The sequence below is a fragment of the Sphingomonas tagetis genome (assembly GCF_024211275.1).
Classification (GTDB): Bacteria; Pseudomonadota; Alphaproteobacteria; order Sphingomonadales; family Sphingomonadaceae; genus Sphingomonas; species Sphingomonas tagetis.
Window position 1 is genome coordinate 227095 of record NZ_JAMLDX010000004.1, and the last position, 23694, is coordinate 250788.

Annotated in this window: 21 protein-coding genes; 11 read left to right on the forward strand and 10 right to left on the reverse strand. The window is 62.5% G+C overall.

The annotated features are described in order from the left end of the window. Nucleotides 1–24: 24 nt before the first annotated feature. Nucleotides 25–615 carry a VOC family protein gene (locus M9978_RS07535; RefSeq protein WP_254292389.1) on the reverse strand — a complete coding sequence of 197 codons (591 nt, stop codon included), beginning with the start codon at nucleotides 613–615 and terminating at the stop codon, nucleotides 25–27. Between the two features lie 273 nt (nucleotides 616–888). On the opposite strand from M9978_RS07535, the gene M9978_RS07540 reads away from it, so the two are divergent. After that, nucleotides 889–1749 carry an NmrA family NAD(P)-binding protein gene (locus M9978_RS07540; RefSeq protein ID WP_254292390.1) on the forward strand — a complete coding sequence of 287 codons (861 nt, stop codon included), beginning with the start codon at nucleotides 889–891 and terminating at the stop codon, nucleotides 1747–1749. Nucleotides 1750–1809: 60 nt separating this feature from the next. Here M9978_RS07540 and M9978_RS07545 read toward each other — a convergent pair whose 3' ends face one another. Continuing rightward, on the reverse strand, nucleotides 1810–2484 hold the full coding sequence (locus M9978_RS07545; RefSeq protein ID WP_254292391.1) for a TetR/AcrR family transcriptional regulator: 675 nt from the start codon (nucleotides 2482–2484) through the stop codon (nucleotides 1810–1812). 247 nt (nucleotides 2485–2731) lie between these two features. On the opposite strand from M9978_RS07545, the gene M9978_RS07550 reads away from it, so the two are divergent. Then, nucleotides 2732–3256 (forward strand): VOC family protein, encoded by a 525-nt coding sequence (locus M9978_RS07550; RefSeq protein ID WP_254292392.1) that lies wholly within the window; start codon nucleotides 2732–2734, stop codon nucleotides 3254–3256. 234 nt (nucleotides 3257–3490) lie between these two features. On the opposite strand, the gene M9978_RS07555 is transcribed toward M9978_RS07550, so the two are convergent. The 3 genes from M9978_RS07555 to M9978_RS07565 all read right to left on the reverse strand — a co-directional run bounded on the left by M9978_RS07555 (nucleotide 3491) and on the right by M9978_RS07565 (nucleotide 8098). Further along, nucleotides 3491–5878 (reverse strand): TonB-dependent receptor, encoded by a 2388-nt coding sequence (locus M9978_RS07555; protein WP_254292393.1) that lies wholly within the window; start codon nucleotides 5876–5878, stop codon nucleotides 3491–3493. Nucleotides 5879–6093: 215 nt separating this feature from the next. Beyond that, nucleotides 6094–7038 (reverse strand): alpha/beta fold hydrolase, encoded by a 945-nt coding sequence (locus M9978_RS07560; RefSeq protein ID WP_254292394.1) that lies wholly within the window; start codon nucleotides 7036–7038, stop codon nucleotides 6094–6096. Between the two features lie 457 nt (nucleotides 7039–7495). Continuing rightward, nucleotides 7496–8098, reverse strand: coding sequence for a TetR/AcrR family transcriptional regulator (locus M9978_RS07565; protein ID WP_254292395.1), 603 nt, complete (start codon nucleotides 8096–8098; stop codon nucleotides 7496–7498). Nucleotides 8099–8278: 180 nt separating this feature from the next. Between M9978_RS07565 and M9978_RS07570 the strand changes: the two genes are divergently transcribed. The 8 genes from M9978_RS07570 (at nucleotide 8279) to lpdA (ending at nucleotide 18454) form a co-directional block, all read left to right on the forward strand. After that, nucleotides 8279–9481 carry an acetyl-CoA C-acetyltransferase gene (locus tag M9978_RS07570; RefSeq protein ID WP_254292397.1) on the forward strand — a complete coding sequence of 401 codons (1203 nt, stop codon included), beginning with the start codon at nucleotides 8279–8281 and terminating at the stop codon, nucleotides 9479–9481. Nucleotides 9482–9485: 4 nt separating this feature from the next. Next, on the forward strand, nucleotides 9486–11618 hold the full coding sequence (locus M9978_RS07575) for a 3-hydroxyacyl-CoA dehydrogenase NAD-binding domain-containing protein (protein ID WP_254292399.1): 2133 nt from the start codon (nucleotides 9486–9488) through the stop codon (nucleotides 11616–11618). 28 nt (nucleotides 11619–11646) lie between these two features. Further along, complete coding sequence (locus M9978_RS07580; protein WP_254292401.1) at nucleotides 11647–12477, forward strand: SDR family NAD(P)-dependent oxidoreductase; 831 nt, start codon at nucleotides 11647–11649, stop codon at nucleotides 12475–12477. 28 nt (nucleotides 12478–12505) lie between these two features. Next, nucleotides 12506–13282, forward strand: coding sequence for an SDR family oxidoreductase (locus M9978_RS07585; protein ID WP_254292402.1), 777 nt, complete (start codon nucleotides 12506–12508; stop codon nucleotides 13280–13282). Between the two features lie 250 nt (nucleotides 13283–13532). Beyond that, a complete protein-coding gene (locus tag M9978_RS07590; protein WP_254292403.1) occupies nucleotides 13533–14693 on the forward strand; it encodes a thiamine pyrophosphate-dependent dehydrogenase E1 component subunit alpha in 1161 nt (386 codons plus the stop codon). Then, entirely contained in the window at nucleotides 14686–15663 is a 978-nt protein-coding gene (locus M9978_RS07595; RefSeq protein WP_254292404.1) for an alpha-ketoacid dehydrogenase subunit beta, read from the forward strand. Before M9978_RS07590 ends, M9978_RS07595 begins: the two co-directional genes overlap by 8 nt. Before the next feature lie 33 nt (nucleotides 15664–15696). Beyond that, a complete protein-coding gene (locus tag M9978_RS07600; protein WP_254292405.1) occupies nucleotides 15697–16950 on the forward strand; it encodes a dihydrolipoamide acetyltransferase family protein in 1254 nt (417 codons plus the stop codon). A gap of 28 nt (nucleotides 16951–16978) precedes the next feature. Further along, the gene (gene lpdA / locus M9978_RS07605; protein WP_254292406.1) at nucleotides 16979–18454 is read left to right on the forward strand and encodes a dihydrolipoyl dehydrogenase; all 1476 of its coding nucleotides are present in this window, start codon (nucleotides 16979–16981) and stop codon (nucleotides 18452–18454) included. 798 nt (nucleotides 18455–19252) lie between these two features. On the opposite strand, the gene M9978_RS07610 is transcribed toward lpdA, so the two are convergent. Continuing rightward, the gene (locus M9978_RS07610) at nucleotides 19253–20422 is read right to left on the reverse strand and encodes an alpha/beta hydrolase (RefSeq protein ID WP_254292408.1); all 1170 of its coding nucleotides are present in this window, start codon (nucleotides 20420–20422) and stop codon (nucleotides 19253–19255) included. After that, entirely contained in the window at nucleotides 20412–20555 is a 144-nt protein-coding gene (locus M9978_RS07615) for a hypothetical protein (protein WP_254292409.1), read from the reverse strand. The genes M9978_RS07610 and M9978_RS07615 overlap by 11 nt, the downstream gene beginning before the upstream one ends. A gap of 149 nt (nucleotides 20556–20704) precedes the next feature. Between M9978_RS07615 and M9978_RS07620 the strand changes: the two genes are divergently transcribed. Then, nucleotides 20705–21322, forward strand: a complete 618-nt coding sequence (locus M9978_RS07620; RefSeq protein ID WP_254292410.1) for a VOC family protein — start codon at nucleotides 20705–20707, stop codon at nucleotides 21320–21322. A 42-nt stretch (nucleotides 21323–21364) separates the two neighbouring features. On the opposite strand, the gene M9978_RS07625 is transcribed toward M9978_RS07620, so the two are convergent. The 3 genes from M9978_RS07625 to maiA form a co-directional block, all read right to left on the reverse strand. Continuing rightward, nucleotides 21365–22171 carry a helix-turn-helix transcriptional regulator gene (locus M9978_RS07625; protein ID WP_254292411.1) on the reverse strand — a complete coding sequence of 269 codons (807 nt, stop codon included), beginning with the start codon at nucleotides 22169–22171 and terminating at the stop codon, nucleotides 21365–21367. A gap of 127 nt (nucleotides 22172–22298) precedes the next feature. After that, a complete protein-coding gene (locus M9978_RS07630) occupies nucleotides 22299–22940 on the reverse strand; it encodes a TetR/AcrR family transcriptional regulator (RefSeq protein WP_254292412.1) in 642 nt (213 codons plus the stop codon). Between the two features lie 109 nt (nucleotides 22941–23049). Beyond that, nucleotides 23050–23682 carry a maleylacetoacetate isomerase gene (maiA, locus tag M9978_RS07635; protein WP_254292413.1) on the reverse strand — a complete coding sequence of 211 codons (633 nt, stop codon included), beginning with the start codon at nucleotides 23680–23682 and terminating at the stop codon, nucleotides 23050–23052. Between the last annotated feature and the right edge of the window lie 12 nt (nucleotides 23683–23694).

A 23694-nucleotide genomic window follows, 5' to 3' on the forward strand; every position in this document is an offset into this window, starting at 1 on the left:
TCGGGATGTCGGCACCCGAACCGGTCAGCGCAGGTTGAGGTTAGAGACGCCGCGGTTTCCGATGTTGCCGCGGTCCGTCAGATCGACTTCACCCTTGCGCGCGCGCTCGAGCAACTCGTCTGGATCGAACTCGACGCCGATCGGATTGGCGGCGAATTCCTTGCTGGCGAAATAGGCATAGGACGACTCCAGGTCCGGGAAGTTCTCGACCTGCAATTCCACCCGGTTGTCGTCGGGATCGAGATAATACATCGATGTCGTTGGACCATGGTTGATGCACCACACCGGCTCGATCCCTTGCTTCTTGAGGCGGTCATAGTTCGACATCAAATCTGGCAACGCGTCGTAGGTAAACGAAATGTGGTGTATCCCACTAGCGGTGTCGGAGGACGGCGTCAGATCCGGGTTGCGCACGATCGCGATGCGATGATGCTCGTCATCATAGGTGAGGAAGCTGATCTCGCTGTTCTCGAATGCGGCCTTTGCGCCCAGCACGGTCTTGTACCACGAGACCGTTTCGCGAAACCGGGCCGTGCGCAACGCGACGTGCGCGAATTTGGCGGGGGGCGTGATTGCCTGTGAGCCGACACGCGCATCACTGTGTTCGTGAATCATTTGGTCCTCTCCTTGGATCGCGGTCGGCCATCTTCGTCAAAGCGATCATGGCTCCTGCGTTTCTTCCAAAAGATTATTACCAGTTCCAAGATTGTCAACCGAATTGCACGGGATTGGGGATGTAGTATCAGGCGCCTCAGCGCTACTCCTCGCGCTCTCGCCAAGGCCCACTGGCGCGGCGAACGCTGCAAATTGGCAATTGACGCAGCGTCGAATGGGACTAACGGATATTCAAATCCAATATAAGTTTTGGCAACCTGCAGGAGAGACGCCATGACGCGTAACGTAACCGTGTTTGGAGCAACGGGCACGACCGGCTCGGAAGCGACAAAGGCATTGCTCGCGTCAGGCTGGACGGTCAAAGGCGCGACTCGCGATGACGCTTCGCAAGGAGCGCAGGCACTCCGCGACGCCGGCGCGCAGACGGTGGTCATCGACATGAACGATCGAGCTAGCGTGCGCGCGGCGGCGGACGGTGCCGACGCGATCTACTTCGTCGGCAAGTCGCTGATGGACGCGTTCGATACGGGCCAAGCGATCCAGGGCATGATTGCCGCCGAAGTGGCCGCCGAACTGGGTACCAAGCTCTTCATCTACCAATCCGCGCTGGCCGGTAACGGCCACGGTGTGTTGAGCGTCGGATCGAAGCGTGCGATCGAGGAGCGGATCGCCGAACTGGGCATTCCGGCGGTGATCGCACGTCCCGCGTCGTTTATGGACAATGCCAAGACGTTCTTCCCGCTGAGCGAACAGGATGGCGTGCTGGTGTTGGCGATGCCTTTACCGGTCGATGTGCCGCAGGAACTTGTCTCTGCATTCGACATCGGACGTGCGGCGGCGGCGATTGCGGATCGTGGCACCGAATTGGCCGGCAGCGACGTCAATCTGATCGCCGAAACCTTGACCTTGTCGCAAATGGCCGACACGCTGACCGACGTGCTTGGACGGACCGTCGTGCCCTTTTCGATACCGCTTGAAGGGCTGGCGGCTAACTGGCCTCAGGGGGTGCCGCTGTACACCTGGCTGTCAAAGCCGGAAACCGCGTCCAACCAGAGTGGGCTGGCCGCGCTCGTACCTCAGCCACTCAGCTTCCGTGATTGGGCGATCAAGGACCTGGCGCCCGCATACGCCTGAACAGGCGCGGTCCGGCGGCTCGTCCCCCGGACCGCCGCCGGCCGCGGGAAGGCGGCGATGCTATTGGGCCGCCGCTTCGCTTCGCCGGGCGAGTGGCGGCAGCTGCGCGCGCGTTTCGCGGATTGACTTAAGCAATCGGTTCTGAACGCGCTTGTTCGCCAGAAAGACGAGCTGGATCGCTACGCTGTGGTGCACCTGCGCCTGGAACTGGGCATTGTCCAACTCGTTCTGGACCCACAGATCGAGCGCGCCGGCGAACAGGATGTGGCAGTTCAGCGCGATGTCCGCTGCCTCAACAGGTTCGGAGGTCTTTAGCGCCGTCGCCAGCTCCTCGACGGCATCCGCCCAGTAATTGAACGCCATCTGCATGAATTGCGGCCGATGAACCGGATCCGGCACGCCAAGCAGGAACATCATCATCGGCTTGTAGAAATTTGGATCGGCCGTGAAAAACCGCGCCGCGACGTCTGCTGCCATCAGAATGTGTTCGATTGGATCGTTGCCGCGATATGCCAAGCGGCTCTGCTCGAACAGCCGTGACAGCGACTGGTTCAGCAGCGTGTAGAGCACCGTCGCTTTGGAACCGATCAGATTATAGGTTGTGGCCGTGCTCAAGCCCGCCCTCTTGCCGAGATCGATCATCGAGAAGTCGACGCTGTGAGTCTCTCGGACCAGTGTCTCGGCTGAATGCAGGATAGCCCTTCTGCGCACTTCCTTCTGTTGTTCGCGCCGCATGGTGTGCTGCTTTCCCCCCAAACCTGTCACGTCAACTACTAAACGAAAGCTCGACAATAAGGCAGCGCCCTAGAGTAGGCCAGACATGCTGTATAGCTATCATTTGTTCTAAACTTCATTGCGCCTGTGGCGCAATATGCCTAGCGTCCCAGGGCCAGGACGTAGACGGGTTGGACATGATCCGGACCCCAGGCTGCGAGGCGGTTGGCCGCGCACAACGATAGTGACAGCTAGGCGAGGTGGTGAAGTGGTAAAAACTCCAGATCAGATCGCGTATTTCGTTCCAGATATTCGCGAGGCGGCGGCGCAGCATGCGGCGACCTTCGGATCGGGCCCGTTCTACGTTGCCGAACACATTCGATTTTCCAGCTGTCTTTACCGCGGGCAGCCGAGCGACTGGGATCACTCATCATCGTTCGGTCAATGGGGCGACGTGATGATTGAGTTCATGCAGCAGAACAAGCCTGGGCCGTCGTCACTGCACGATGTGTTCCCCGAAGGAAGCAATCGTTATGGCGTGCACCACATGGCGTATATCATCGATGACGCGCCCTCGCATGCCGCCGAACTCGCGGGCAAAGGGATCGAGACAATCCTGCACGGTGTTCTGACCAACGGCATCGAAGTCATCCATGTCGATACGCGGGCGCGGTACGGGCATCTGATCGAATTGTGTACGCGATCGAAGGCGCTGAGCGAGGTTTATGATTTCATCCGCGAGCAGTCGGTCGGATGGGGCGGCAGCGACCCGGTACGCACCATCGAGCTTTGAGGCCCTGACGAGACGTGCCGTCGCGCGCGCCGCCGCATTGTCGGACTCTATCGGCCCGGGAGCTCCGCTTCCGGGCCGCTTTGCATTCGGCGCTCGCCGCATTCTGCGACGTTGTGAAAGCGGCGCGTCGGGTTCAATCCAGCCGCCGTCCGCAACCCTGTGACGATGCATATGGCAAAAAAATGGCGCCGATGGAAACCAGCGCCAGGTAGAGAGAAGGATGTGGAGGATCGCTTACATCCTGAAGCGCAGTTCGACGCCATAGGTCGCGGGCTGGCCGGTGTAGCGGATGACCGAGTCCTGAGCAGCCGATACGTTGTTCCAATAGAACTCGTTCAAGACGTTCTTGCCGAACACAGAGATTTGCCACCGGCCATCATCCACCTTCACGCCGGCGCGCAAATCGACCAGCGCATAGTCGTCGATTTTGTAGATCGGTCCGCTGCCCGACTGCTCCAGGCCGGGAGGATTGACATCGCCGCCGATTACCGCCGACGTGTCGGAGCGGTAATTGATGCCGGCACCGAAGAAGCCTTCAAGCGACCCACCGAGCGGGACTGAGTAGTCCGCATTCACCCCGACTTGATATTTGGGCGTGAACGGGATCGGCGTACCGGAGAAATCACCCTGAAGCCCGGCGCCGTTGATGCCGATAAATTCGTCGATCGAGGAGTCGATATAAGTGAAAGCAGCGCTTACCGTGAGCTGCCGGCTCGGCCGCGCCGTCATTTCGAGTTCGAAACCCTTGATCGTCGATTTCGGGACGTTCTGTAGGATCTCCAGCCGGCCGAAGACGGGATCGATGATCCGCGCGCGAAGCTGCTTATCGCTATAATCATAGTAGAAGCCCGCTGCATTGAGCTGCAGCGTGCGGTCCAACAGGGTCGCCTTGATACCACCCTCATATGCCAGGACCGATTCCTGCCGGTAAGGCAAATATTGCGTGAAGGTGGAAGCCGAAACCGCCGGGTAGCCGCCGCCCTTATAGCCCCTGCCTACGTTCACGTAGAGGAGGACATCGGGCGTTACTTTGTAATCAAGGCCGACGCGCCACGATATGTTATCTTCCTTCAAGGTGCCGGTATATGCGCCCGGCGCGCCCGGCGCGACGCCGCCGACCGCAACTGGTTGATCGTTAATCGGATAGCACAGCCCGGGACGATAGGCGCCGAACGCTCCTCCAAGCAGGATGTCGAAGAAAAACGCCCCGGTACCGTTTGTCGGACTGTCCGTAGCCACACTGCAAGCGTCTACAGAGGTTTTTGCACTGGTGTAGCGACCACCAACCTTCAATGTCAGTTGTTCGGTGAAGTCATATTCGACGTTGGCGAAGCCGGCATAGTTACGCATCTTCTGATTACTATTGTAATCCAATTCTGTGATTGGGTACCCGAAAGCAACACCCAACGTGCGGCTAATCGATGAGTCCGGGTAATATAGCGTCAATAGTTGATCGACACTGCTGTGCTCCAGATTGCCACCAATTACCCAGCGGAACGGACCATCGGCACCGTTACTCAGCCGCAATTCCTGCGTGAAGCTCTTAATCTGCCCAATATCTGACGGAATGTCGTACGCCGCGAGAGGAAGACCTTCGCCCTCGTTCCCCTGTCGCTGCTTGTAATCAACGTAGCCCGTCAGCGAGGTCAGCGTTATGTCGCTGGACAGGTCGATGTCTGCCCGCAGCACCGCCTGCAACATCCTGTTGTCGCTGAACGGTGTTCCCGGAGTCCAGTCAGCGATGCGCGCATTGTCGGGCGAGAATCGAGCGTTCAGAAATTCCGGTGCAAGCACAGGATTCTGCGGCGAACGCCCGATAAATTGGGGTGCTTGGGTATCGCTCTCGTCCTTCCATCCATTGACGTTCAGATTGAAGCGAATGGCGTCGGAAGGCTCGAAATCGACGATCACCCGGGCCATGTAGTTCTGCGTCTTGCCGTTGCGGTCATTCGGGCGTGAATTGCTGATTTGCCAGTCATCAGCGCGCTCGATCCGTCCAACGATGCGCGCCTTCAACGTATCGCTCAGTGGCCCGCTGACGTAGGCTTCGCCAATGACCTGATTAAAGCGGCCATAGCTGATGCTGCCCCCGGCGGTGAGCGTGTCGGTCGGTTGCGCGGCGACGTAGTTGATCGCGCCGCCGGTCGAGTTCTGACCGAAAAGGGTTCCTTGCGGGCCTTTGAGAACTTCGACGCGCTCGAGATCGTAGGCTGAGTGACGCGTAAGCACACCAAAGACCAACGGAGCCTGGTCGAGATACACGCTGACGGTTGGATAGGAAGCGAGCGAGGATTCGTTGAAGCCGACGCCACGGAGCGTATAAACTGGCGTACCATTCGCCGTGTTGGTGTATGTCAGGCCCGGAACCGACTGCGCCAGATCCTGAAGATTGACGATCTGGCGATCCTTGAGATCGTCACCCGATACCACGGCGACAGTGATGCCCACATCGTTGAGGCGCTGCTCGCGCTTGTTCGCGGTAACGATGATCTCACCCGTGTCGCCTGCCGCGCCGGACGTGCCGGCGGTCTCGGTCTGTGCTGCCGGCGCTGCGGTGTCATCTGCCGCTGTATGGGCGTGTGCGGTCCCCGCCGCAAGGCTGCCGAGCGCGACTCCGATCAAGAACTTACTTCTAGTCATTGCTGAATCCTCCCTAATTATCGATCTTCCAATGTTGCGTTGACCCATCGGCGAAGGCGCGCAGTGCCATCACCTTGGACACGTTCGAAGACTGTTCTTGCGCTGCGATTGAATTGACGCTGCAGCGCTTGCGCCTCTGGCGATCCTAGATTTCACTCATTGGCATTTGAAACGAAGCGAGATTCGATACTTGAAGGTCATTGCGGCAATAGATCGCGGCAAAAGCTGCGTACCGCGCTGTTGAGGACATCGGCGGCTTCCCACTGAAGGAAATGGCCGCAGCGCACGAGGAACGGCCCAACAATGTCGGTGCAGCCCACCTCCATCCATGACGGGTAGAGTTCGCCAACGATCTCGTCCTCCATGCCCCACAGCACCAGCGTTTCGACATCGATCGGACGATCGATCAGGAACTCGCCGGCATCGGGCGCGGGCTTCATCACGCCTTCGTAGAAATTGAGCGCAGCGCGGAACGAGGTCTCGCTCTTAATCTGTTCGGCAAGGAACTCGGCCTCGGAATCATCGATGCGGTTGGGTCCGGCGAGGTGGCGCATCGGGCCGCCTTCCTTCCAGACATGACCCTGGAAGTAGCGTTTGACATAGGCAAGCCGCGCCTCGTCGCTGTCGAACCCGGCGGCCAGCTTGTCAGCTTCGAGCGCGTGCAGTGCGAAGTGATCGGAGATTTCCGCCATCACTTCGAACTGGCTGCTCGGAAGGCCGGCGGCGGCATAAGCCTCCGGGATCATCGGGACGAATCCATTGTACGTGACGAAGCGCTTGACCAGCCCGGGATGGCTTTGCAGCAACTGGATCGACACGCCCGACCCCATGTCGCCGCCGACAAGCACGCAGCTGTCGTGTCCCAGCGACTCGAGCAGCGCGCGAATATCGCGCGCGCTCTCCTGGACCGACAGCGGCCCGCCCGGCACCGGCGGCGTTTCGCCAAAACCGCGCTGATCCGGCACGATGACCTCGAAGCCAGCCGCGACGAGCGGGCCGATGTTGCGCCAGAACAGTCGCTTGCCGCCAGGCCAGCCATGCAGCATGACCAGCGGGACGCCGCCGCCGCCTTCATGATTATAGGCAAGGCGGACATTGTCGCGGATGGTGATGAAGTGCGTTTCGAAATGGGGAAACGACATTTGGACTCCGCTCCTAGTTCATCCCGCTGCGATCGGTGGGCCATTATGGGTGCTGGTTGAATTTCCCTGCCGGCCGGTTGGCGGCATGCCGGTGGCTCAGGCCGGGCGTGAGGCGTTCTCGCGGGCGATCGAGCGCTGTCGACGAGTCCCGCTGCCGACAGCGCCGATGCGGTCGCTGCGCGAACTCGATGGATGCGAAAGCTCAATTTGCCTCATCGGTCCTCTCCATCGGACGATTGCGCGCGGCCGTTGGATGGGCGGGCGCGCATCGTTTGTTGCCGGGCGGTTCGCGATCGACCGCCTCGTTGTTCAGCGAATGTTTAGCATGCATGCGAAAAAGTCAACATGCGTTTATGGGCAGAATTGCGCCTAAATGCAGCTTGGAGCGCACCGGTGGTGCCGGTTTATGGAATCCGCGCGTGGAAAATGCGCAGTTATTTTATAACTGATTTGGTAGTCAGCGGGTCTTCTTGTGCGCCTGCGCGGACGATTTGCGCGATCGGGCGCCAGGTCCGCTAGCCACCGCCACCGCCATCTCGCCGAATGCGGTGCCGACGGTCTCCGGCGTATCGGGACCGCCTGGGTTGAACCAGACATTGGCTGCGGCGACCGCGCCATTGATGAAGTTCGCCATCAGCCGCACATTGCCGGGTGCGATCGAGCCGGACTTCACACAGGCGTCCAACGTATCACGCAGGAAGCGGCTGTAGCGCTGGCGCCGCTCGACCTGGCTCGCCAGCGCCGCGCCAGTCAACTCGCCCCAGTCGCGGAATGCGACCTTGGCGATCGTCGGGTGGCGCAAATACCAGGTGACGTGCGCCGCGACCACCGCCCCGATAAGCTGCAAGGGCGCAAGATCGCGACGTTTCTCTTCGTCAAGGATCGCGGTGATCTCGCGATCGGCATGGTCGAGGATGTCGGCGAGCATCGCCTCTTTTGACCGGTAGTAATAATAGATCGCCGCCTTGGTGAAACCGACTGCGTCGGCCACCTCCTGCACCGACGCGCCGTGATAGCCGCGATCGGCAAAGATCCGCGCCGCCGCGTCGCGCACCAGCATGCGTCGGTCGGTTGCCGGCGGTTTCAAGTCGCTTGTCGTCACCATTCGATCGATCAGTCCTGCTCGTGGCTTCCGGCTGTAGGTCGCTTGCCCAGCCCGTCTTGACAGCAGCCGACTCGAAGATCAATAAGAACTGACTAACCGGTCAGTCAGTGTGACCTGGATCAGGAGAGTGATGGAATGGCCGAAGCCTTCATCTACGATCATGTGCGCACGCCGCGGGGCCGCGGGCGCGCCGACGGATCGCTTCACGAAATCACCGCAGTGGAAATCGCTGCCACGCCGTTGCGCGCGCTGGCCGAGCGCAATGGCCTCGACACGGCGCTGGTCGACGATGTCGTCTATGGCTGCGCGCAGCCGGTCGGCGAGCAGGGCGGCAATATTGCCCGCGCTGCCGTGCTGACGGCCAGATGGGACGAGAGCGTCGCTGGTCAGCAGGTCCATCGGTTCTGCGCGTCGGCGCTGGAAGCCGTGAACAACGCTGCGGCGCAGGTCATGACCGGCGCCGCCGACGCGACGGTCGGGGGCGGCGTCGAGTGCATGTCACGCACCTATATCGGTGCCGACACGGGCGCGTGGGTCGCCGATCCGTGGTGCAGCTATCACAACCATTTCGCGCCGCAGGGTATCGGCGCGGACCTGATCGCGACGATCGACGGCTTCACGCGCGAGGATGTCGATGCCTATGCCGTCGAGAGCCAGCGCCGCGCCGCGCACGCGCAACAAGAGGGCTGGTTCGACAAGGCGCTTGCCCCGGTCAAGGACGCGATCGGCCAGGTCGTGCTCGACCGCGACGAGTATCTGCGCCCCAACACGACGATGGATTCGCTCGCCGGCTTGAAGCCTGCATTCACCGGCCTCGGGCAGGTCTTCGATCCGATCGCGCTGCAGCGCTATCCGCAGGTCGAAGCGATCGAGCATGTGCATACCGGGGGCAATTCCTCCGGCATCGTCGACGGCGCGGCCGCAATCCTGATTGGCAGCAAGAAATTCGGCGAGTCGGCTTCGTTGAAGCCCCGCGCGAAAATCCGCGCCTTCACCAATATCGGTTCCGAGCCGACGATCATGCTTACCGCGCCGGCCGATGTCAGCCGCAAGCTGCTCGATCGCGCCGGCATGACCACCGCCGATATCGACCTGTTCGAGATAAACGAGGCTTTCGCGAGCGTGGTCCTGCGCTTCATCAAATATCTCGAGCTCGATCCGGCGAAGGTCAACGTCGCCGGCGGGGCGATCGCCCTCGGCCATCCGCTTGGCGCGACCGGGGCAATGATCCTGGGCACCGTGTTGGACGAACTGGAGCGGCGCGATCTCAACGTCGCGCTCATCACGCTGTGCGCAGGCAATGGCCTGGGAACCGCCACCATCATCGAACGGGTCTGATCCGATGGCACATTATCTCAAGTCCGAACGCGATGGCGGCATCGTCACGCTGACGCTCGACAATCCCGACGCCGCCGTGAACACCGTCTCACCCGCCTGGGTGGACGAGATGATCGCCTTCTTCGAGGACGTGAAAGGCGACGAAGGCGTGACCGGCGTGATCGTCACGTCGGCCAAATCCGGGTTCATGGCCGGCGCCGATCTCAAGTTCATCCTCGACACGCCGATGACCGCAGCGGACGCATTCGCGTTCAGCCAGCGGGCGACGCGCATGCACCGGCTGATCGAGACGTGCGGCAAGCCGGTGGTCGCCGCGATCGGAGGCTTCGCGCTGGGCGGCGGCTATGAGCTGGCGCTCGCTTGCACCTATCGCGTCGTCGCGGACGACCCCAAGGCAGTGGTCGGCCTGCCCGAGGTGAATGTGGGATTGCTGCCCGGCTCGGGCGGGACGCAGCGGCTGGCGCGGATGATCGGCGTCGAAAAGGCGAGCGAAGTGCTGCTAGGCGGCGGCAGCTATGCGCCGCTCAAGGCGCTGGAGATCGGCCTGGTCGATTTGGTCGAACCAGCAAGCAGTGTGATCGATGCCGCCCGCGCATGGCTGGCAACGAATCCCGATCCGGTGCGGCCCTGGGATCGCAAGGGCTTTTCGCTGCCCGAATCCGACGGACTGCTTAAGCAGACCACGGCCGGCTGGTTCACCATGGCGAGCGCTCGCCTGCGCGCGAAATATGGCGACAATTACCCAGCGCCGATCAGCATCCTCACCTGTCTGTTCGAAGGCGTGCAGGTGCCGCTCGACAAGGGGCTGCTGGTCGAGAGCCGCCACTTCGCGCGCCTGATCGCCGATCCGGTCAGCCGCAACATCATCCGCACCACCTTCGTCAACAAGGGGCTGGCTGAAAAAGGCGCGCGCCGTCCGGCCGATGTGCCGCCGTCGAAGGTCGCTCGGGTGGGTATCCTGGGCGCGGGGATGATGGGCGCGGGCATTGCCTACTCTGCGGCGAAGGTCGGGATCGAGGTTGTCCTGCTCGACACCACGATGGAGGCGGCTGAGCGCGGCAAGGCTTATCCCGCCAAGCTGCTTGCCAAGCAGGTGGAGCGCGGCCAGTCGAGCCAGGACGAGGCCGACGCGCTGCTCGCGCGGATCAGGGCAACCACCGACTATGCCGACCTTGCCGGGGTCGATCTGATCGTCGAGGCCGTGTTCGAGGATACCGCGATCAAGGCGGATGTAACGCGCAAGGCCGAAGCGGTGACCGGGGCGCATGCGCTGTTCGCGTCCAACACCTCGACCCTGCCGATCAGCCAGCTCGCCGAAGCGTTCAGCCGGCCGGAGGACTTTATCGGCCTGCACTTCTTCTCGCCCGTCGATAAGATGGCGCTGGTCGAGGTGATCATGGGCAAGCGGACGAGCCCGGCGGCGCTGGCGCGCGCGCTGGATTTCGTGGCGCAGATCAGCAAGACGCCGATCGTCGTCAATGACAGCCGCGGCTTCTATACCAGCCGCGTGTTCCAGACCTTCATCCACGAAGGCATGGAGCTGCTGCGCGAAGGCGTTTCGCCGGCACTGATCGAGAATGGCGCGCGCCAGGCCGGCATGCCGATCGGTCCGCTCGCCCTGCTTGACGAAGTGACGCTGACGCTGCCGATGATAATCGTGCGCCAGACCGAACGCGAGGATCCAAGCTTCCGAAGGCCGACGTCGATGGTCGTCGCGGAAAAGATGGTTGATGAGCTCAGTCGGCCGGGCCGTTCGGGCGGCGGCGGCTTCTACGAATATCCAGAAGGCGGCAGTAAGCGGCTCTGGCCGGAGCTTGCAACGTACTTCCCGGTGGCGGCGGAGCAACCTGACGTCGAGGAAGTAAAACAACGCATCCTGTATATCCAGGCGATCGAGACCGCGCGTTGTCTGGAGGAGAATGTGCTGTTGCATCCGGCCGACGGCGACATCGGCAGCGTGCTCGGCTGGGGCTTTCCGACCTGGACCGGCGGTACGCTCTCGCTGATCGACACGGTCGGCCTGCCGACGTTCGTCGCCGAGTGCGACCGGCTTGCCCAGCAGCACGGTGCGCGTTTCGCCCCGCCGCAGTCGCTGCGCGATAGAGCGGCAAGCGGTGGCTCTTACCTGATTGGATGAGGCGCAGGCTCCACCGAGGAGAAAACGCATGAGCGGAATGCTCGCAAACAAGGTCGCGCTGGTCTCCGGGTCCGGGCGTGGCATCGGCCGTGCGGTGGTCGAGAAGTTCGCGTCGGCCGGCGCGCGGGTCGTCGTCAACGACCTCGACGCCGACGTCGCGGCGGAGACGGTGGCGGTGATCACGGCCAGCGGCGGCGAGGCAGTCGCCTTTGCCGGCGACGCCACCGCGCCCGATTTCGGCGACCGCTTCGTCCAAGCGGCGGTGAATGCCTTTGGCGGGATCGACATCATCGTCAACAATGCGGGCTTTGGGTGGGATTCAATCCTGCAGAAAACGAGCGACCAGCAATGGGAAGCGATGCTCGCCGTCCATCTTTCGGGGCCGTTCCGCGTCCTGCGCGCGGCCCAGCCGGTCATCGCCGCCGCGGCAAAGGCCGAGATCGCGGCGGACGGCCAGGCCAGGCGCCGGTCGGTGGTAAACATCTCATCGATCGCCGGGCTGGGCGGTAATGTCGGCCAGGCCGGCTATTCGGCCGGCAAGGCCGGCGTCGTCGGGCTGACCAAGACGGTGGCCAAGGAATGGGGTCGCTATGGCGTCACCGTGAACGCGGTCGCGTTCGGCATCATCGGCACGCGCATGACCTTGCCGCGCGCGGGCGAGGAAATGATCCAGGTCGGCGATCGCCAGGTGAAGGTGGGAATGGGCGCGGAGCTTCAGGCCGCCCTCGCCACCGCGATCCCGCTCGGCCGGCCAGGCACGCCGCAGGAGGCCGCCGGCGCGGTGTACCTGCTGTGCCTCCATGAAGCGTCGTACATCACGGGCGAAGTGATCGTGTGCGGCGGCGGCTACACGCTCTGAACAAGAAGAACACCAGCGGGAGGATCGAATGAACGACCTTTTTAGCCTTGCAGGAAAGCGAGCACTCGTGACGGGCGGTGCGCAGGGCCTAGGCCGGATGATCGCCCAAGGACTTCTCGGCGCAGGTGCCGAGGTGGCCATCACCTCGCGCGATCCGGAGACATGTTCGGCGGCAGCACGGGAAATGGCCTCCCTCGGCACCTGTCACGCGCTGCCGGCCGACCTGTCGACGCCGGAAGCGGCCGTTGATCTGGCGCATCGTGCGAATGAAACGCTCGGCGGGTGCGACATCCTGATCAACAATGCCGGGCGCACCTGGGGCGGGCCGATCGAAAGCTTTCCCGACAAGGCGTGGGGGAGCGTGCTGGGGGTTAACGTGCAAATTCCGTTCACGCTGGTGCGTGAGTTGCTGCCCGCGCTCGAATCGGCCGGCAGCGCGGATGACCCCTCTCGCGTGATCAACATTGGGTCGATCGCCGGGCTGAAACCCGAAGGCCTGCAAGCCTATAGCTATGGCGCTTCAAAGGCGGCTATCCACATGTTGACGCGGGACCTTGCCAGCGATCTGGCGAATCGCAACATAACGGTCAACGCGCTGGTGCCGGGCTACTTCCCGACCAAGATGACGAAGCATCTGCGCGATGGCGATACGGTCGATCCGGCGCTGCTGGCCAAGATCCCACTCAATCGGCTGGGAAATCCGGACGACGTCGCTGCTGCAACGATCTTCCTGTGCGCCCGCGGAGGCGCGTACGTCACCGGCGTGCTGTTGCCGGTTGATGGGGGCATTGCCGGCAGCGGCTGAACCTGCCGTGGGATGAGCCCGCGATTGACAAGGGGACCCGCGATGCGCAAACCAAAATCTAGAATTGATTATACAATTCCATGCGTCAGTGAGAGGATCGCCGAATAGCGACGTTGATACATCTCGATCGGGCGGCCGTGCTGTAGCGGCGCCTTCCTCGAGAACCCGTCGCGGCGACCGGTCGAAGACAGCGTGGAGCAGGATCCGAGCCTTGCGGCGAGCGACGCGTCGGCAATCGAGAGGGCAGAGAATGGGCAATACGAAATGGCCTGAGCGCCGACCCACCGACGATTTCGAACGCTTGTTGCAGCCCGATGGCACGGTCGCGGGTGAGCTGCCAAATGTCCGCGACGAGGAATTGCTGCGCTGGCACGAAGCGATGCGCAAGACGCGCCTGCTGGAAGAAATGACGGTCAAGCTCCAGCGGCGCGGCGTGTTCAGCGTGTCGGGTGGCGGCCCTGGCGAGGAGGCGACGGCTCTGGCGGCAGCTGCGCTGTCGGCCGAAGACTGGGTGCACCCCTCCTATCGCCAGAACGCCTCGCTCATCTATTGGGGCGTGCCGATCGACCGCATGCTCGGCGCCGCGCTGGGCCATGCGCCTGAACATGTGCGCGCGCACCTGCCGGTGGCGCCGGAGGACTTGCCAAAGGTCAAGACGACGCCGTACGCCGTGTTCTTAGGCGCCCATATCCCGGTCGCGGTCGGCACCGCTCTGGCCGACAAACTGAACAAACGCGACCATGTCTCGCTCGCCTTCATCGGCGAGGGCGCGACCAGCGAGGGCGACTTCCATGACGGGCTCGGTCTTGCCGGCGTGCTCAAGACGCCGCTGGTGGTCGTCATCGTCAACAATGGCTGGAGCATCTCGATCCCCGCGAGCCGCCAGACCGCGGCCGAGACCTTCGCGCAGAAAGCCGTGGCGCACGGCATCCCGCACCGGCGGGTGGACGGCAACGACGTGTTCGCGGTCTATGCCGCGGCCAAAATTGCGGTGGACGCGGCGCGCGCGGGGGAGGGCCCGTTCGTGATCGAGGCGGTGACCTATCGCATGACCGACCATAATACTGCCGACCAGGCCAGTCTGTATCGCGACGATGTGGAGTTGCAGCATTGGGCGACGCTTGATCCCCTCGATCGGTTCGAAGCCTTTCTGACCGGGCGCGGACTGATTGACGCAGACTATAAGACTGCGCAGACCGCGCGCATCGATGCCGAACTGCGCGCAGCGGTCGACCGGGCGCTCAATATTCCGCCCACGCCGGCCGACACGATGTTCCTCAATCATTTGAACGGCGAGCCCGGATGGCATTTCCGCCACCAGCAGGACGAACTCGCGGTCGAGCTGGCGGGCGGCAACCCCTTTCTCGATTTCGACGGCAGCGGCTTGCATAAGGAGGCGGGCGATGCATGAGGAAATGAACCTCATCGCGGCGATCAATCACACGCTGCGAAGCGAGCTGATCGCCAATGAACGGCTGCGGATCGTCGGCTATGACATCGGCCCGGTCGGCGGTATGTTCCGCGCAACCGACAACCTCTTCGACGAATTTGGCGAGGACCGGGTCGTCGACACGCCGCTGACAGAAAACGGGATCATGGGCATGGCCGTCGGCATGGCGATCGCCGGCGACCGGCCGGTGCTCGAAATGCAATTTCTTGGCTTCATGTACAACGCCTGGGGCCAGTTGATCTACCACTTGTCGAACCTGCACCAGAAGACCGGCGGCGCGATGAAGGTCCCGGTGACGATCCGCGCGGTATTCGGTGGCGGCATCAAACCGTTGCCGTTCCATTCGGAGTCGACCGAAGCATGGTTGATGCACACGCCCGGCATTCGCGTGATTTGCCCCAGCACCCCATATCAGGCCAAGGGCCTGCTGCTCTCGTCGCTGCGCTGTGACGATCCGGTCGTTTTCCTCGAGCACTCGAAACTCTATCGCGCGTTCCGTGAGCCGGTGCCGACCGGCGACTATCTGCTGCCACTCGATAAATGCCGGATCGTCCAGCCGGGCGAGGATCTGACGGTGCTGACCTGGGGCAACATGGTGCACGTCTCGACCGAAGCCGCACGGCAGCTCGGTGCGAGCATCGAGCTCATCGATCTTGTCAGCCTGTCGCCGATCGATGTCGAGCCGATCCTCGCTTCGGTCAAAAAGACCGGCCGCTGCGTGGTCGTCCACGAAGCGCGGCGCACGTCCGGCCCGGGTGCCGAGCTGATCGCCCTGATCAATGAATATGCGCTCGAATGGCTGAAGGCGCCCGTCAAGCGGGTCACCGGCTTCGACGTGGCCTTCCCGGACACGTCGACCGAGGACTTCTACCTACCCGGCGTCGGCCGCGCGAAGGCGGCTTTCGAAGCCATCTTGAACTTTGAATTCTGAACAAGGGTGACGGGGATGCGATACGAGTTTCATTTGCCCGACATCGGCGAAGGCCTGACCGAAGCGGTAATCGCTGGCTGGTCGGTGAAGGCCGGCGACGCCGTCAAGGAAGACGATCCGTTGTGCGAGATCGAAACCGACAAAGCGGTGGTCGAGATCACCGCACCCTGCACCGGCACCGTTATCAGCGTCCGGGGCGAAATCGGCGAAACGCTGAAGGTCGGCACTGTCATCACGGTGTTCGAGACTGAAAAGCTGCCGGTCGGCGCAGGACGGGGCGGTCATGGGCAAGCGGTCGAGGAAGCCGAGCCGCCGCTCGCGCAGCCCGCGGCGCCTCCAGCCGAAATTCCAGCCTCAGGCGGTGCGTCACCTGTCGCGTTCGATCGCGCCATCCGCGCTACCCCTGCGACGCGCAGGCTGGCGCGCGAGCAGGGCGTGGACCTCGCGACGGTTGCCGGGACGGGCCCGGGTGGTCGAGTGCTGCAAAACGACGTGATGCGGTTTGCAGATGGCGGGCAGATAGGGCAGGCGACAGGGGCGACCGGATCGTCCGGAGGCCGCTTCACCATCGCGCCGATCCCGCGCGAACCGGGTCAGACGCGGCAACCGCTGACCGGGCTGCGTAGGGTCGTGGCGGATCAGATGGTCCGCTCGGTCACGCTAGTCCCGCATGCTTCATCGTCTTTCCGCTGTGAGGCGGGGCGGTTCCAGACGTTGCGCAAGCTATTGCAGGAACGGCTGGGCACGCGAATCTCGTTCACCGCAATGGTGATGAAAGCGATGGTGTCGGCGATCCAGCGATACCCTACTTTCAACCAGAGCATCGACGAGACGACGAATGAGGTCGTGACGCCGCCCTTCGTCAACATCGGCTTTGCGACTCATACCGATGACGGCCTGATTGTGCCGGTAATTAAGGACTGCGGCGCGCGCACGCTGACAGAAATCTCCGGCGAGATCGATCGGCTGGCCGCACTGGCGCGCAGCCGCAAGATCGCGCCGGGAGATTTGCGCGGCGGCACGATCACGCTCAGCAATGTGGGCAGCCACGGTCGCGCCGAAGCCATTGGCGGGCGGCTGATCGTCAATCATCCGCAGGCAGCAATCATCGGCATGACGCGCATCCGTCCGCTGCCGATCGTACGTGACGGCCAAGTCGTCGCGGCACCGTGCCTCGATTTCCATACCTCGTACGATCACCGGATCATCGACGGCATTTATGCCGGTCTTTTCATGGAGCACCTTATCGACGTGATCGAAGAGCCGGGCATGATGCTTGCGAACTGATCCAGCAGGAAACGGAAGAAACGCAGTGATGCAGATGAAATGTGATCTCGTCGTACTAGGCGGCGGGCCGGGCGGCTATTCGGCGGCGTTCCGCGCCGCCGATCTGGGACTGGACGTCGCCATTGTCGAAGCGCGCGACACCCTGGGCGGCGTGTGTTTGAATGTCGGGTGCATCCCGTCCAAAACGTACCTGCACCAGGCCGCCGTCATCCGGGAACTCGAACATTCGCGATCGGTTGGGGTCAACTTCGGGGCGGTCGAGATCGATCTGACCGCCCTGCGCGCGCACAAGGATGCGATCGTCGGGCGACTTGTCGGCGGGCTGGGTACGATGGCCAGTGCGCGAAAGGTGCGCATTGTGCGGGGACGCGGCGAGTTCACCGGCGCCAACAGCGTTCGGGTCGCCCACGGTGACGGCGCTGATGCACTGACAATAGATTTTGCTTATGCAATTGTTGCGGTGGGCAGTGAGCCGGCGCGGTTGAACGAACTACCGGACGATTCGCGTATTCTCGACTCGACCAGCGCGCTCGACCTGCCGGCTTCCTCCGGCACGATGTTGATCGTGGGTGGCGGCATCATCGGACTCGAGATGGCGACGATCTATGCGGCGCTCGGCATGACGATCGATATCGTCGAACTTGGCGACGGGCTGATGCCGGGCGCGGATCGCGATCTCGTGACGACGTGGCGCAAGGCAAATGCGCGATATGTGCGCGACATCATGCTTGAGACGAGATTGAGCGGGGTCGAAGTGGATAACGCGGGTCTGTCCGTCAGTTTCGAAGGCAAGGCGGCGCCGGACCAGCCCAAACGCTATGACTATATGCTGATGGCGATCGGCCGCATACCGAACGGGCGCGGGATCGCAGGCGACGCCGCTGGACTCACCGTCACGCCGCATGGCTTCGTACCGGTCGACGTCCAGATGCGAAGCAATGTCCGCAACATCTTCGCCATTGGCGATGTTGTCGGGGGACCCATGCTGGCGCACAAGGCCGTCCATGAGGGGCATGTCGCGGCCGAAGTCATCGCGGGCGAGCATAGCAAGGACGCGCATCTGTCCACGGCGGCATTCGACGCACGCGTCATTCCATCGGTCGCCTATACCGTGCCGGAAGTCGCATGGGCGGGCCTGACCGAGACCGAGGCAAAGCTGAACGGCCAGGCGGTGGATGTCGTCAAATTCCCTTGGGTGGCCAGCGGCCGTGCGCTCGCCAACGGCTGCGAGAACGGCTTCACCAAATTGCTGTTTAACAAAGATACGCGCGTCCTGCTCGGCGGCGCACTGATCGGGCCGAGCGCTGGCGACATGATCGGCGAGATCGCTCACGCCATCGAGATGGGCTCCGAAGCCGCTGACTTGGCGCTCACGATTCATCCGCACCCGACGCTCGGTGAAACGATCGGATTAGGAGCCGAGGTCGCGGAGGGGACCTGCACGGATCTGCCCGCGGCGACGGGTACTCATCGTGCTGGCCGTGCTCCAACTCGCGCGGCATAGCGGAAACGGTGGCGGCAATGGCACCTTGTGCGAGCGGGGCGTGAGAGGCGTGGCAGGTTATTGCGACGGCGCCGCTGTGCGGCGTGTTGCGCCGGTCCTAAGCTGATCGTGAACGACTCGGTAGACCTTCACTGCAACCCGACCTTTAGTTTATTGATGAAGGCCGGGATGCCAGGATCCCCGCCGTCTTTCATCCACGTACTGTGTTGACATCGCAGGCTTCGGCAGTGCAATCTTCGCCGCGCCCAGGATAAAGATCGCTCAATCCCCGTGTTAGCGGTCTCTCCGTTGCCCCATATCGGCATTGGAAAAGTTTTTGTGCGGCGAAGAGGCGATGAACCGATGTTCCGCTCCGGATGTCCCGGCAGTTCGCGGCGGTCTGTTGCTCAGCAGCGCAGGCGTATGGGGTCAATTCGGCGCGCGCATCAGTTGGTGTGCACTTCTAGGCGGTTGAACTTCAAGGCAGCTGCCAAATCCGCTCTGATTGGAACCCGGAACTGGGTTTAAAGCTCTGTTCGCTCAGTTTGAATTAGTGATGGCGCGGCGCCATCCTCGCGCCAGATCGAGTTGGTGTAAAGGCGGTGTCAGTAGACTGATCACCAGCGACGACGTGATTTGTGATTACCGATTTTCTTCCCGGGGCAATGGCTGGGCGGTGTGGCCAAGTGAGGTAGCAGGGCTGACTAAACGGCGCCGCTGAAGTGAAGAGCGCAGGTCCTACCGACCTTGGTGGTTTATCCGGAGTAGAACTCTAGACACGGTTCCGTGTCTCCTACGGCCGCTGGTGGGCACTCTGCTTCAGCAGGATAGCTGTCGGTCGCGCAGCCACGTCTGCACCAGTTGTGTGGCCTGTCGCAATTGCTGCGGCTGACCTGCATAGTAATGATTGGCATCCACGGCGCGCTCGAACTGTTTGTCGTGGCTGAACGCCGCCTCGAAGATCATGCGAGGATGAGGCTGCGGGACGCCATCGTCGGCGGTGTTCTCGATCACCAGCATGGGTGCCGTGATCGACGCTGCGCAATATAGTCCGTCGGCCTGACTGTCGTCGATCGACCATTGCGAAAGCCAAGCCCGCAAGGTCGAGAAGCGCGCCAGGCCGACCGGGCCCGAATTGGCGGTTTCGGGATTGCCAAGATAGCACCATCCTGGCTTGCGCTCGTTGGGGTCCAGCGTGGGATCGAGAAAGCGGGGATCCGCCAAGGTGCGGTGCGTGACGAAACCGCGCTCGACCTCGGCGCCGCCTTTGTCCTTCAGCATTGCCATCGTCTCCTTGACGGTGGCGGTGATCCGTCGCACCCGCGCAAGCTGCGCCGCGCGATAGCGCTCGACGAAGGCCGCGCCGTAGGGCGGGCGGTTCGGGTTTGCGATATCGTAAATGTCGAGGTGGCGGTCGCGAATGTCGGGCTTGCTTTCGTCGAGCACCGAGGGGTCGATCATATCGACCAGCAGACGCGCGCGCGAGATGTGCGCGGCCTGAAAGACGAGCGCGTCGGCGGGGATGAGGCCGGCACCTGCGATATCGACCGGATCGCCGGCCGGCGTGTGCGTGATGGTCGGGCGCTCGGCCTGCGACTGGTAGAACAGGGCGAGCGATCCACCGCCCGACCAGCCGACGATCACCACCTTCTCATAGCCCCAGACCGCCTTGGCGTGCCGGATATAGGCGCCCAGGTCGAGCACCACCTTTTCCAGAATGGCGGCGGTGTCGTTGCGAGCGTAGCGCGTTCCGGCGCAGAGCACATGGGCACCCATCCGTGCAGCCTCCTGCGGTACCGGCAGCAGCTGCAAAGTGGAGGAGGGGTGCATGAAGACGAGCAGCGTTCGGGATGCGCGATCGACCGGCCGGATCAGCACGCCTTCAAGGTTGACCAGCCCCTGACTTCCGGAAAACCCATAGGTTTCGGTGAATTGCGACGTCTCGTCGTAGGAGACGTGCACCCATTCGAATTCGATCTCACAAGCCATTGGTTTCTCGACCTTCAACATCGCGCGCACCGTGGTCCTTGGCCGGATGAGTCGATCCCTGCATCATCGACCTCGCAAAAGGATCTTTGGCGACGGATGCGATCATCAGCGCGCGAAGCGGCGCGGCAGCCATGGCAATAGTCCACGATGCGCTGCCGGCCGGCTATCCCCCCTTTCGGGGACCGCGGCGATCGACAGGTCCCCATTGCGAGGGACTGCGCGCGGCCATCGATGAAGCTATGATTCGGCTCGGAATTTTGCGCCGTGATGGAGCCACAAGCAATGAACAACGCGGACCAGGCGGAGCGGCCGACCGTCAGCAAAGGCCTGGTGCCGCTCATGCTCAACCATGCCGCGTGGGTCACACACGACGTGGAGGCAACGGCGGATTTCTACATCAACGTCATGGGCATGGAACTGGCCAGCACGGTCTATGACGACAGCGTGCCGTCAACCGGCGATCCGTTTCCATACTTTCACATCTTCTTCCGCATGCAGGACGGCCCGACCATCGCCTTTTTCGAGGTGCCGGGCCTGCCCGCCCGACCAGCGGTCGCGCACCCCGCATACGATATTTTCGACCACATCGCACTTGAGGTCGCGGATCGCGAGGAAGTGGACCGTTGGGCGGTATGGCTTGCGCAGAACGACGTGGATGTCGTCGGTCCGACCGATCACAAGGGCTTGATCTACAGCATCTATTTTCATGATCCCAATGGCATGCGCCTCGAGATTACGGCGCCGCTGGACCCGCTGTGGAACCAGCATACGGAGCAGGGCTATGCGGATCTGAAGATGTGGTGCGATGCCAAGAAGCGGGCGGCTGCCGAAAGGCTCGAGGCCGGGCCGGTGCTGCGCGACCTGATTCGAAAGACCCGGGAACGCTATCAACCGGATTGAACCGCGCGGTTTCCCGCCGCCCCCACGGTCGTCCGAGCCGGCTCAGTGGCGCGTATGCCACAGATCGAGATACCAGATCAGAAGTTCGTGGCGCGAGGCGATGCCAAGGCGGCTATAGGCGCGCTTGCGATAGGTGGTGACCGTTTCCTCGCCGATTTCCAGATCCGCTGCGATGCCGGCGGCGGAAACGCCGTAGAGCAACCGCGCGCAGACTTCCGCTTCGCGACGCTTGAGCGGTGACCTTGCCGACGCGATGCATTGTTCGATGTGCGGAAGGGACGTCAGGGGATTGGCGCTGCCAAGGCGGCGAGCCATGATCGCCCCGTGCTTCTCGACCAGCGCGAGCAGCAGAGGCACGTTGCGCTTGATCGACGCGAACGCATTCGCCGTAAATTGACCGACCTCGTGCGATCGCAAGAGGCTGAGCCCGAACACTCCGCTCTCGTTCCGGCTGCAAAGCAGCACGCGATCGCAGATGCGGGTCGGCTCGTAGACTTGCTCGACGAAGCTGGCGTCGCGAACATCGGAAATGTGGCAGCGCACGACACCGGTCGATTGTCGATCAAGCTGCGCCGTGGCCGCGCGCATCATCGGGTCGCGCCGCCACCATCCATTCGTGTAACTCGCGAACTGCCGCTGCCCTCGACCGATCGGTCTGACGCTCGCAAATGCAAGCCCTGCCATTTCATCGAAACTGACATGGAGAACGGCGCAGTGTTCCGCGCCGCACAAATCGTTCAGACAATGCAACAGTCGCGCGCCGAACGTTTCGTCCCCAATGGCTTCGATCAATGCAGCCAAGAACTGGGGCGCGATCTCCCGACCTGCTACCTGGCCCGCAGCGAGCATCTTGAACTCTCCTGAACACCTGCGTTGGGCAGATCCTGATCAGACAATAGCATAGCCGCATTGGCGGTGACAAAGATCCATCGCGCAGCGCAACGCGCATGGCGATGCGATGTCGGTCGTGCCAACGTCAGGTCTCCGTGCGCCCCGGCGCGAGCTGCAACGCGCTCTGCAAGAGCGTCACCAGCGTCTCGATTGCTTGATCGTCGGGGACATCGGCATCCGGATAATCGAGCCGGCAGATTTCCCAGTTAAAGAACCCGAATTCGAACAGGCCGAGGAGCGCTGACCCTGCAAGGTCAGGATCCATGCCTTGGCATAGGCCCACGGCCTGCTGCTTCCGAATCCGATATGCGAACGATCGTATGCCGGCTTTGCGAAGCTTTTGCCACTCGGCGCGAATTTCGTCGTCAGTCAGGGCCGTTTCAAACAGGCCCTTTACGTCGCCTCTATGCTCTTTGTAGCGATGCCACAGGCCTTGGACCGTGGCACGCACCAGCGCGGCCGGGTCGTCGGTGTAATCACCCGGGTCAGGCGCGGTGTCTGACAGATTGTCGCCAAATTCTTCGACGAGCGAGGCAAACAACTCTCGCTTGTTCTTGAAGTAGGAATAGAACAGGCCCGAGGATCTGCCGGCATGCTGCACGATATCAACGATGCGTGTGTTGACGAGCCCATCGCGCGAGATCACTTCGCGAGCGGCAAGCAGCAGATCCGCTCTCGTCCGTTCGGATTTCGAGATTTGGCGAGGGTTGGTCTCGGGAGCGTTCATCGACTTGTTCTGACCCTGTCCGCACGTGTTCCTAAGCGCTTAGCTCGGCAGGCCATAGGGGTCGAGGGGTAACAGCGGCGATGTCGCCCGGCTCGACGGCTTATGTGCACTAGAGCCACGCATCCGGGTGCGCCTTTGCCAAGGCAGGGTGCGCCTTGGCGACCGCGTCGAGCCGATTCAACTCGGTCAGATCGTCGGTGGCGACGCCGAACCGCGCCGCATTGCGCAGTTGCGGCACGATGAAGATGTCGGCGATGCCCGGCGTTTCGCCGAACGTGAACGTTCCGGCGTGGTCGCTGGCCGCCAGAAATGCGTTTGCATGTTCCAGCCCGCGGCGGATCCAGGTGGTGATCCAGCGCTGGTCCGCGGCTTCATCGAACCCGAACGATTCCGCCAGGATGCGCCGTACGAGGCGGGTCTGGAGTGGAGCGGTCTCGCTGCCGATGAACAGGGCGAGCGCAAGCGCCTGGGAGCGCAGCACCGGGTCGGCCGGATAGACGCTCGGCTCTGGCACAAGCCCTTCCAGATAGTCGATGATGGCGAGCGACTGGGGTATCACCCGACCATCGTCGAGCTCCAGGCAGGGGACCATCCGCTGCGGATTGAGCGCGGCAAAAGGCAGCCGGGTCTGCTCCTGCGCCGGCATGTCGACGGTCACATAGGAAATTTCGATCTGCTTCAGCGCCAGCACCATGCGAACGCGGTAGCTCGCGCTGGAATGGGCGAAATGATGCAGCTTCATGTCAGCCTGCCG

Bases quoted from the DNA above. Each gene is read 5' to 3' on its own strand.
- M9978_RS07535 (WP_254292389.1), bottom strand. From the start codon at position 615: ATGATTCACGAACACAGTGATGCGCGTGTCGGCTCACAGGCAATCACG.
- M9978_RS07540 (WP_254292390.1), top strand. From the start codon at position 889: ATGACGCGTAACGTAACCGTGTTTGGAGCAACGGGCACGACCGGCTCG.
- M9978_RS07545 (WP_254292391.1), bottom strand. From the start codon at position 2,484: ATGCGGCGCGAACAACAGAAGGAAGTGCGCAGAAGGGCTATCCTGCAT.
- M9978_RS07560 (WP_254292394.1), bottom strand. From the start codon at position 7,038: ATGTCGTTTCCCCATTTCGAAACGCACTTCATCACCATCCGCGACAAT.
- M9978_RS07565 (WP_254292395.1), bottom strand. From the start codon at position 8,098: ATGCTGGTGCGCGACGCGGCGGCGCGGATCTTTGCCGATCGCGGCTAT.
- M9978_RS07570 (WP_254292397.1), top strand. From the start codon at position 8,279: ATGGCCGAAGCCTTCATCTACGATCATGTGCGCACGCCGCGGGGCCGC.
- M9978_RS07575 (WP_254292399.1), top strand. From the start codon at position 9,486: ATGGCACATTATCTCAAGTCCGAACGCGATGGCGGCATCGTCACGCTG.
- M9978_RS07580 (WP_254292401.1), top strand. From the start codon at position 11,647: ATGAGCGGAATGCTCGCAAACAAGGTCGCGCTGGTCTCCGGGTCCGGG.
- M9978_RS07585 (WP_254292402.1), top strand. From the start codon at position 12,506: ATGAACGACCTTTTTAGCCTTGCAGGAAAGCGAGCACTCGTGACGGGC.
- M9978_RS07590 (WP_254292403.1), top strand. From the start codon at position 13,533: ATGGGCAATACGAAATGGCCTGAGCGCCGACCCACCGACGATTTCGAA.
- M9978_RS07595 (WP_254292404.1), top strand. From the start codon at position 14,686: ATGCATGAGGAAATGAACCTCATCGCGGCGATCAATCACACGCTGCGA.
- lpdA (WP_254292406.1), top strand. From the start codon at position 16,979: ATGCAGATGAAATGTGATCTCGTCGTACTAGGCGGCGGGCCGGGCGGC.
- M9978_RS07610 (WP_254292408.1), bottom strand. From the start codon at position 20,422: ATGGCTTGTGAGATCGAATTCGAATGGGTGCACGTCTCCTACGACGAG.
- M9978_RS07615 (WP_254292409.1), bottom strand. From the start codon at position 20,555: ATGGCTGCCGCGCCGCTTCGCGCGCTGATGATCGCATCCGTCGCCAAA.
- M9978_RS07620 (WP_254292410.1), top strand. From the start codon at position 20,705: ATGAACAACGCGGACCAGGCGGAGCGGCCGACCGTCAGCAAAGGCCTG.
- M9978_RS07625 (WP_254292411.1), bottom strand. From the start codon at position 22,171: ATGCTCGCTGCGGGCCAGGTAGCAGGTCGGGAGATCGCGCCCCAGTTC.
- M9978_RS07630 (WP_254292412.1), bottom strand. From the start codon at position 22,940: ATGAACGCTCCCGAGACCAACCCTCGCCAAATCTCGAAATCCGAACGG.
- maiA (WP_254292413.1), bottom strand. From the start codon at position 23,682: ATGAAGCTGCATCATTTCGCCCATTCCAGCGCGAGCTACCGCGTTCGC.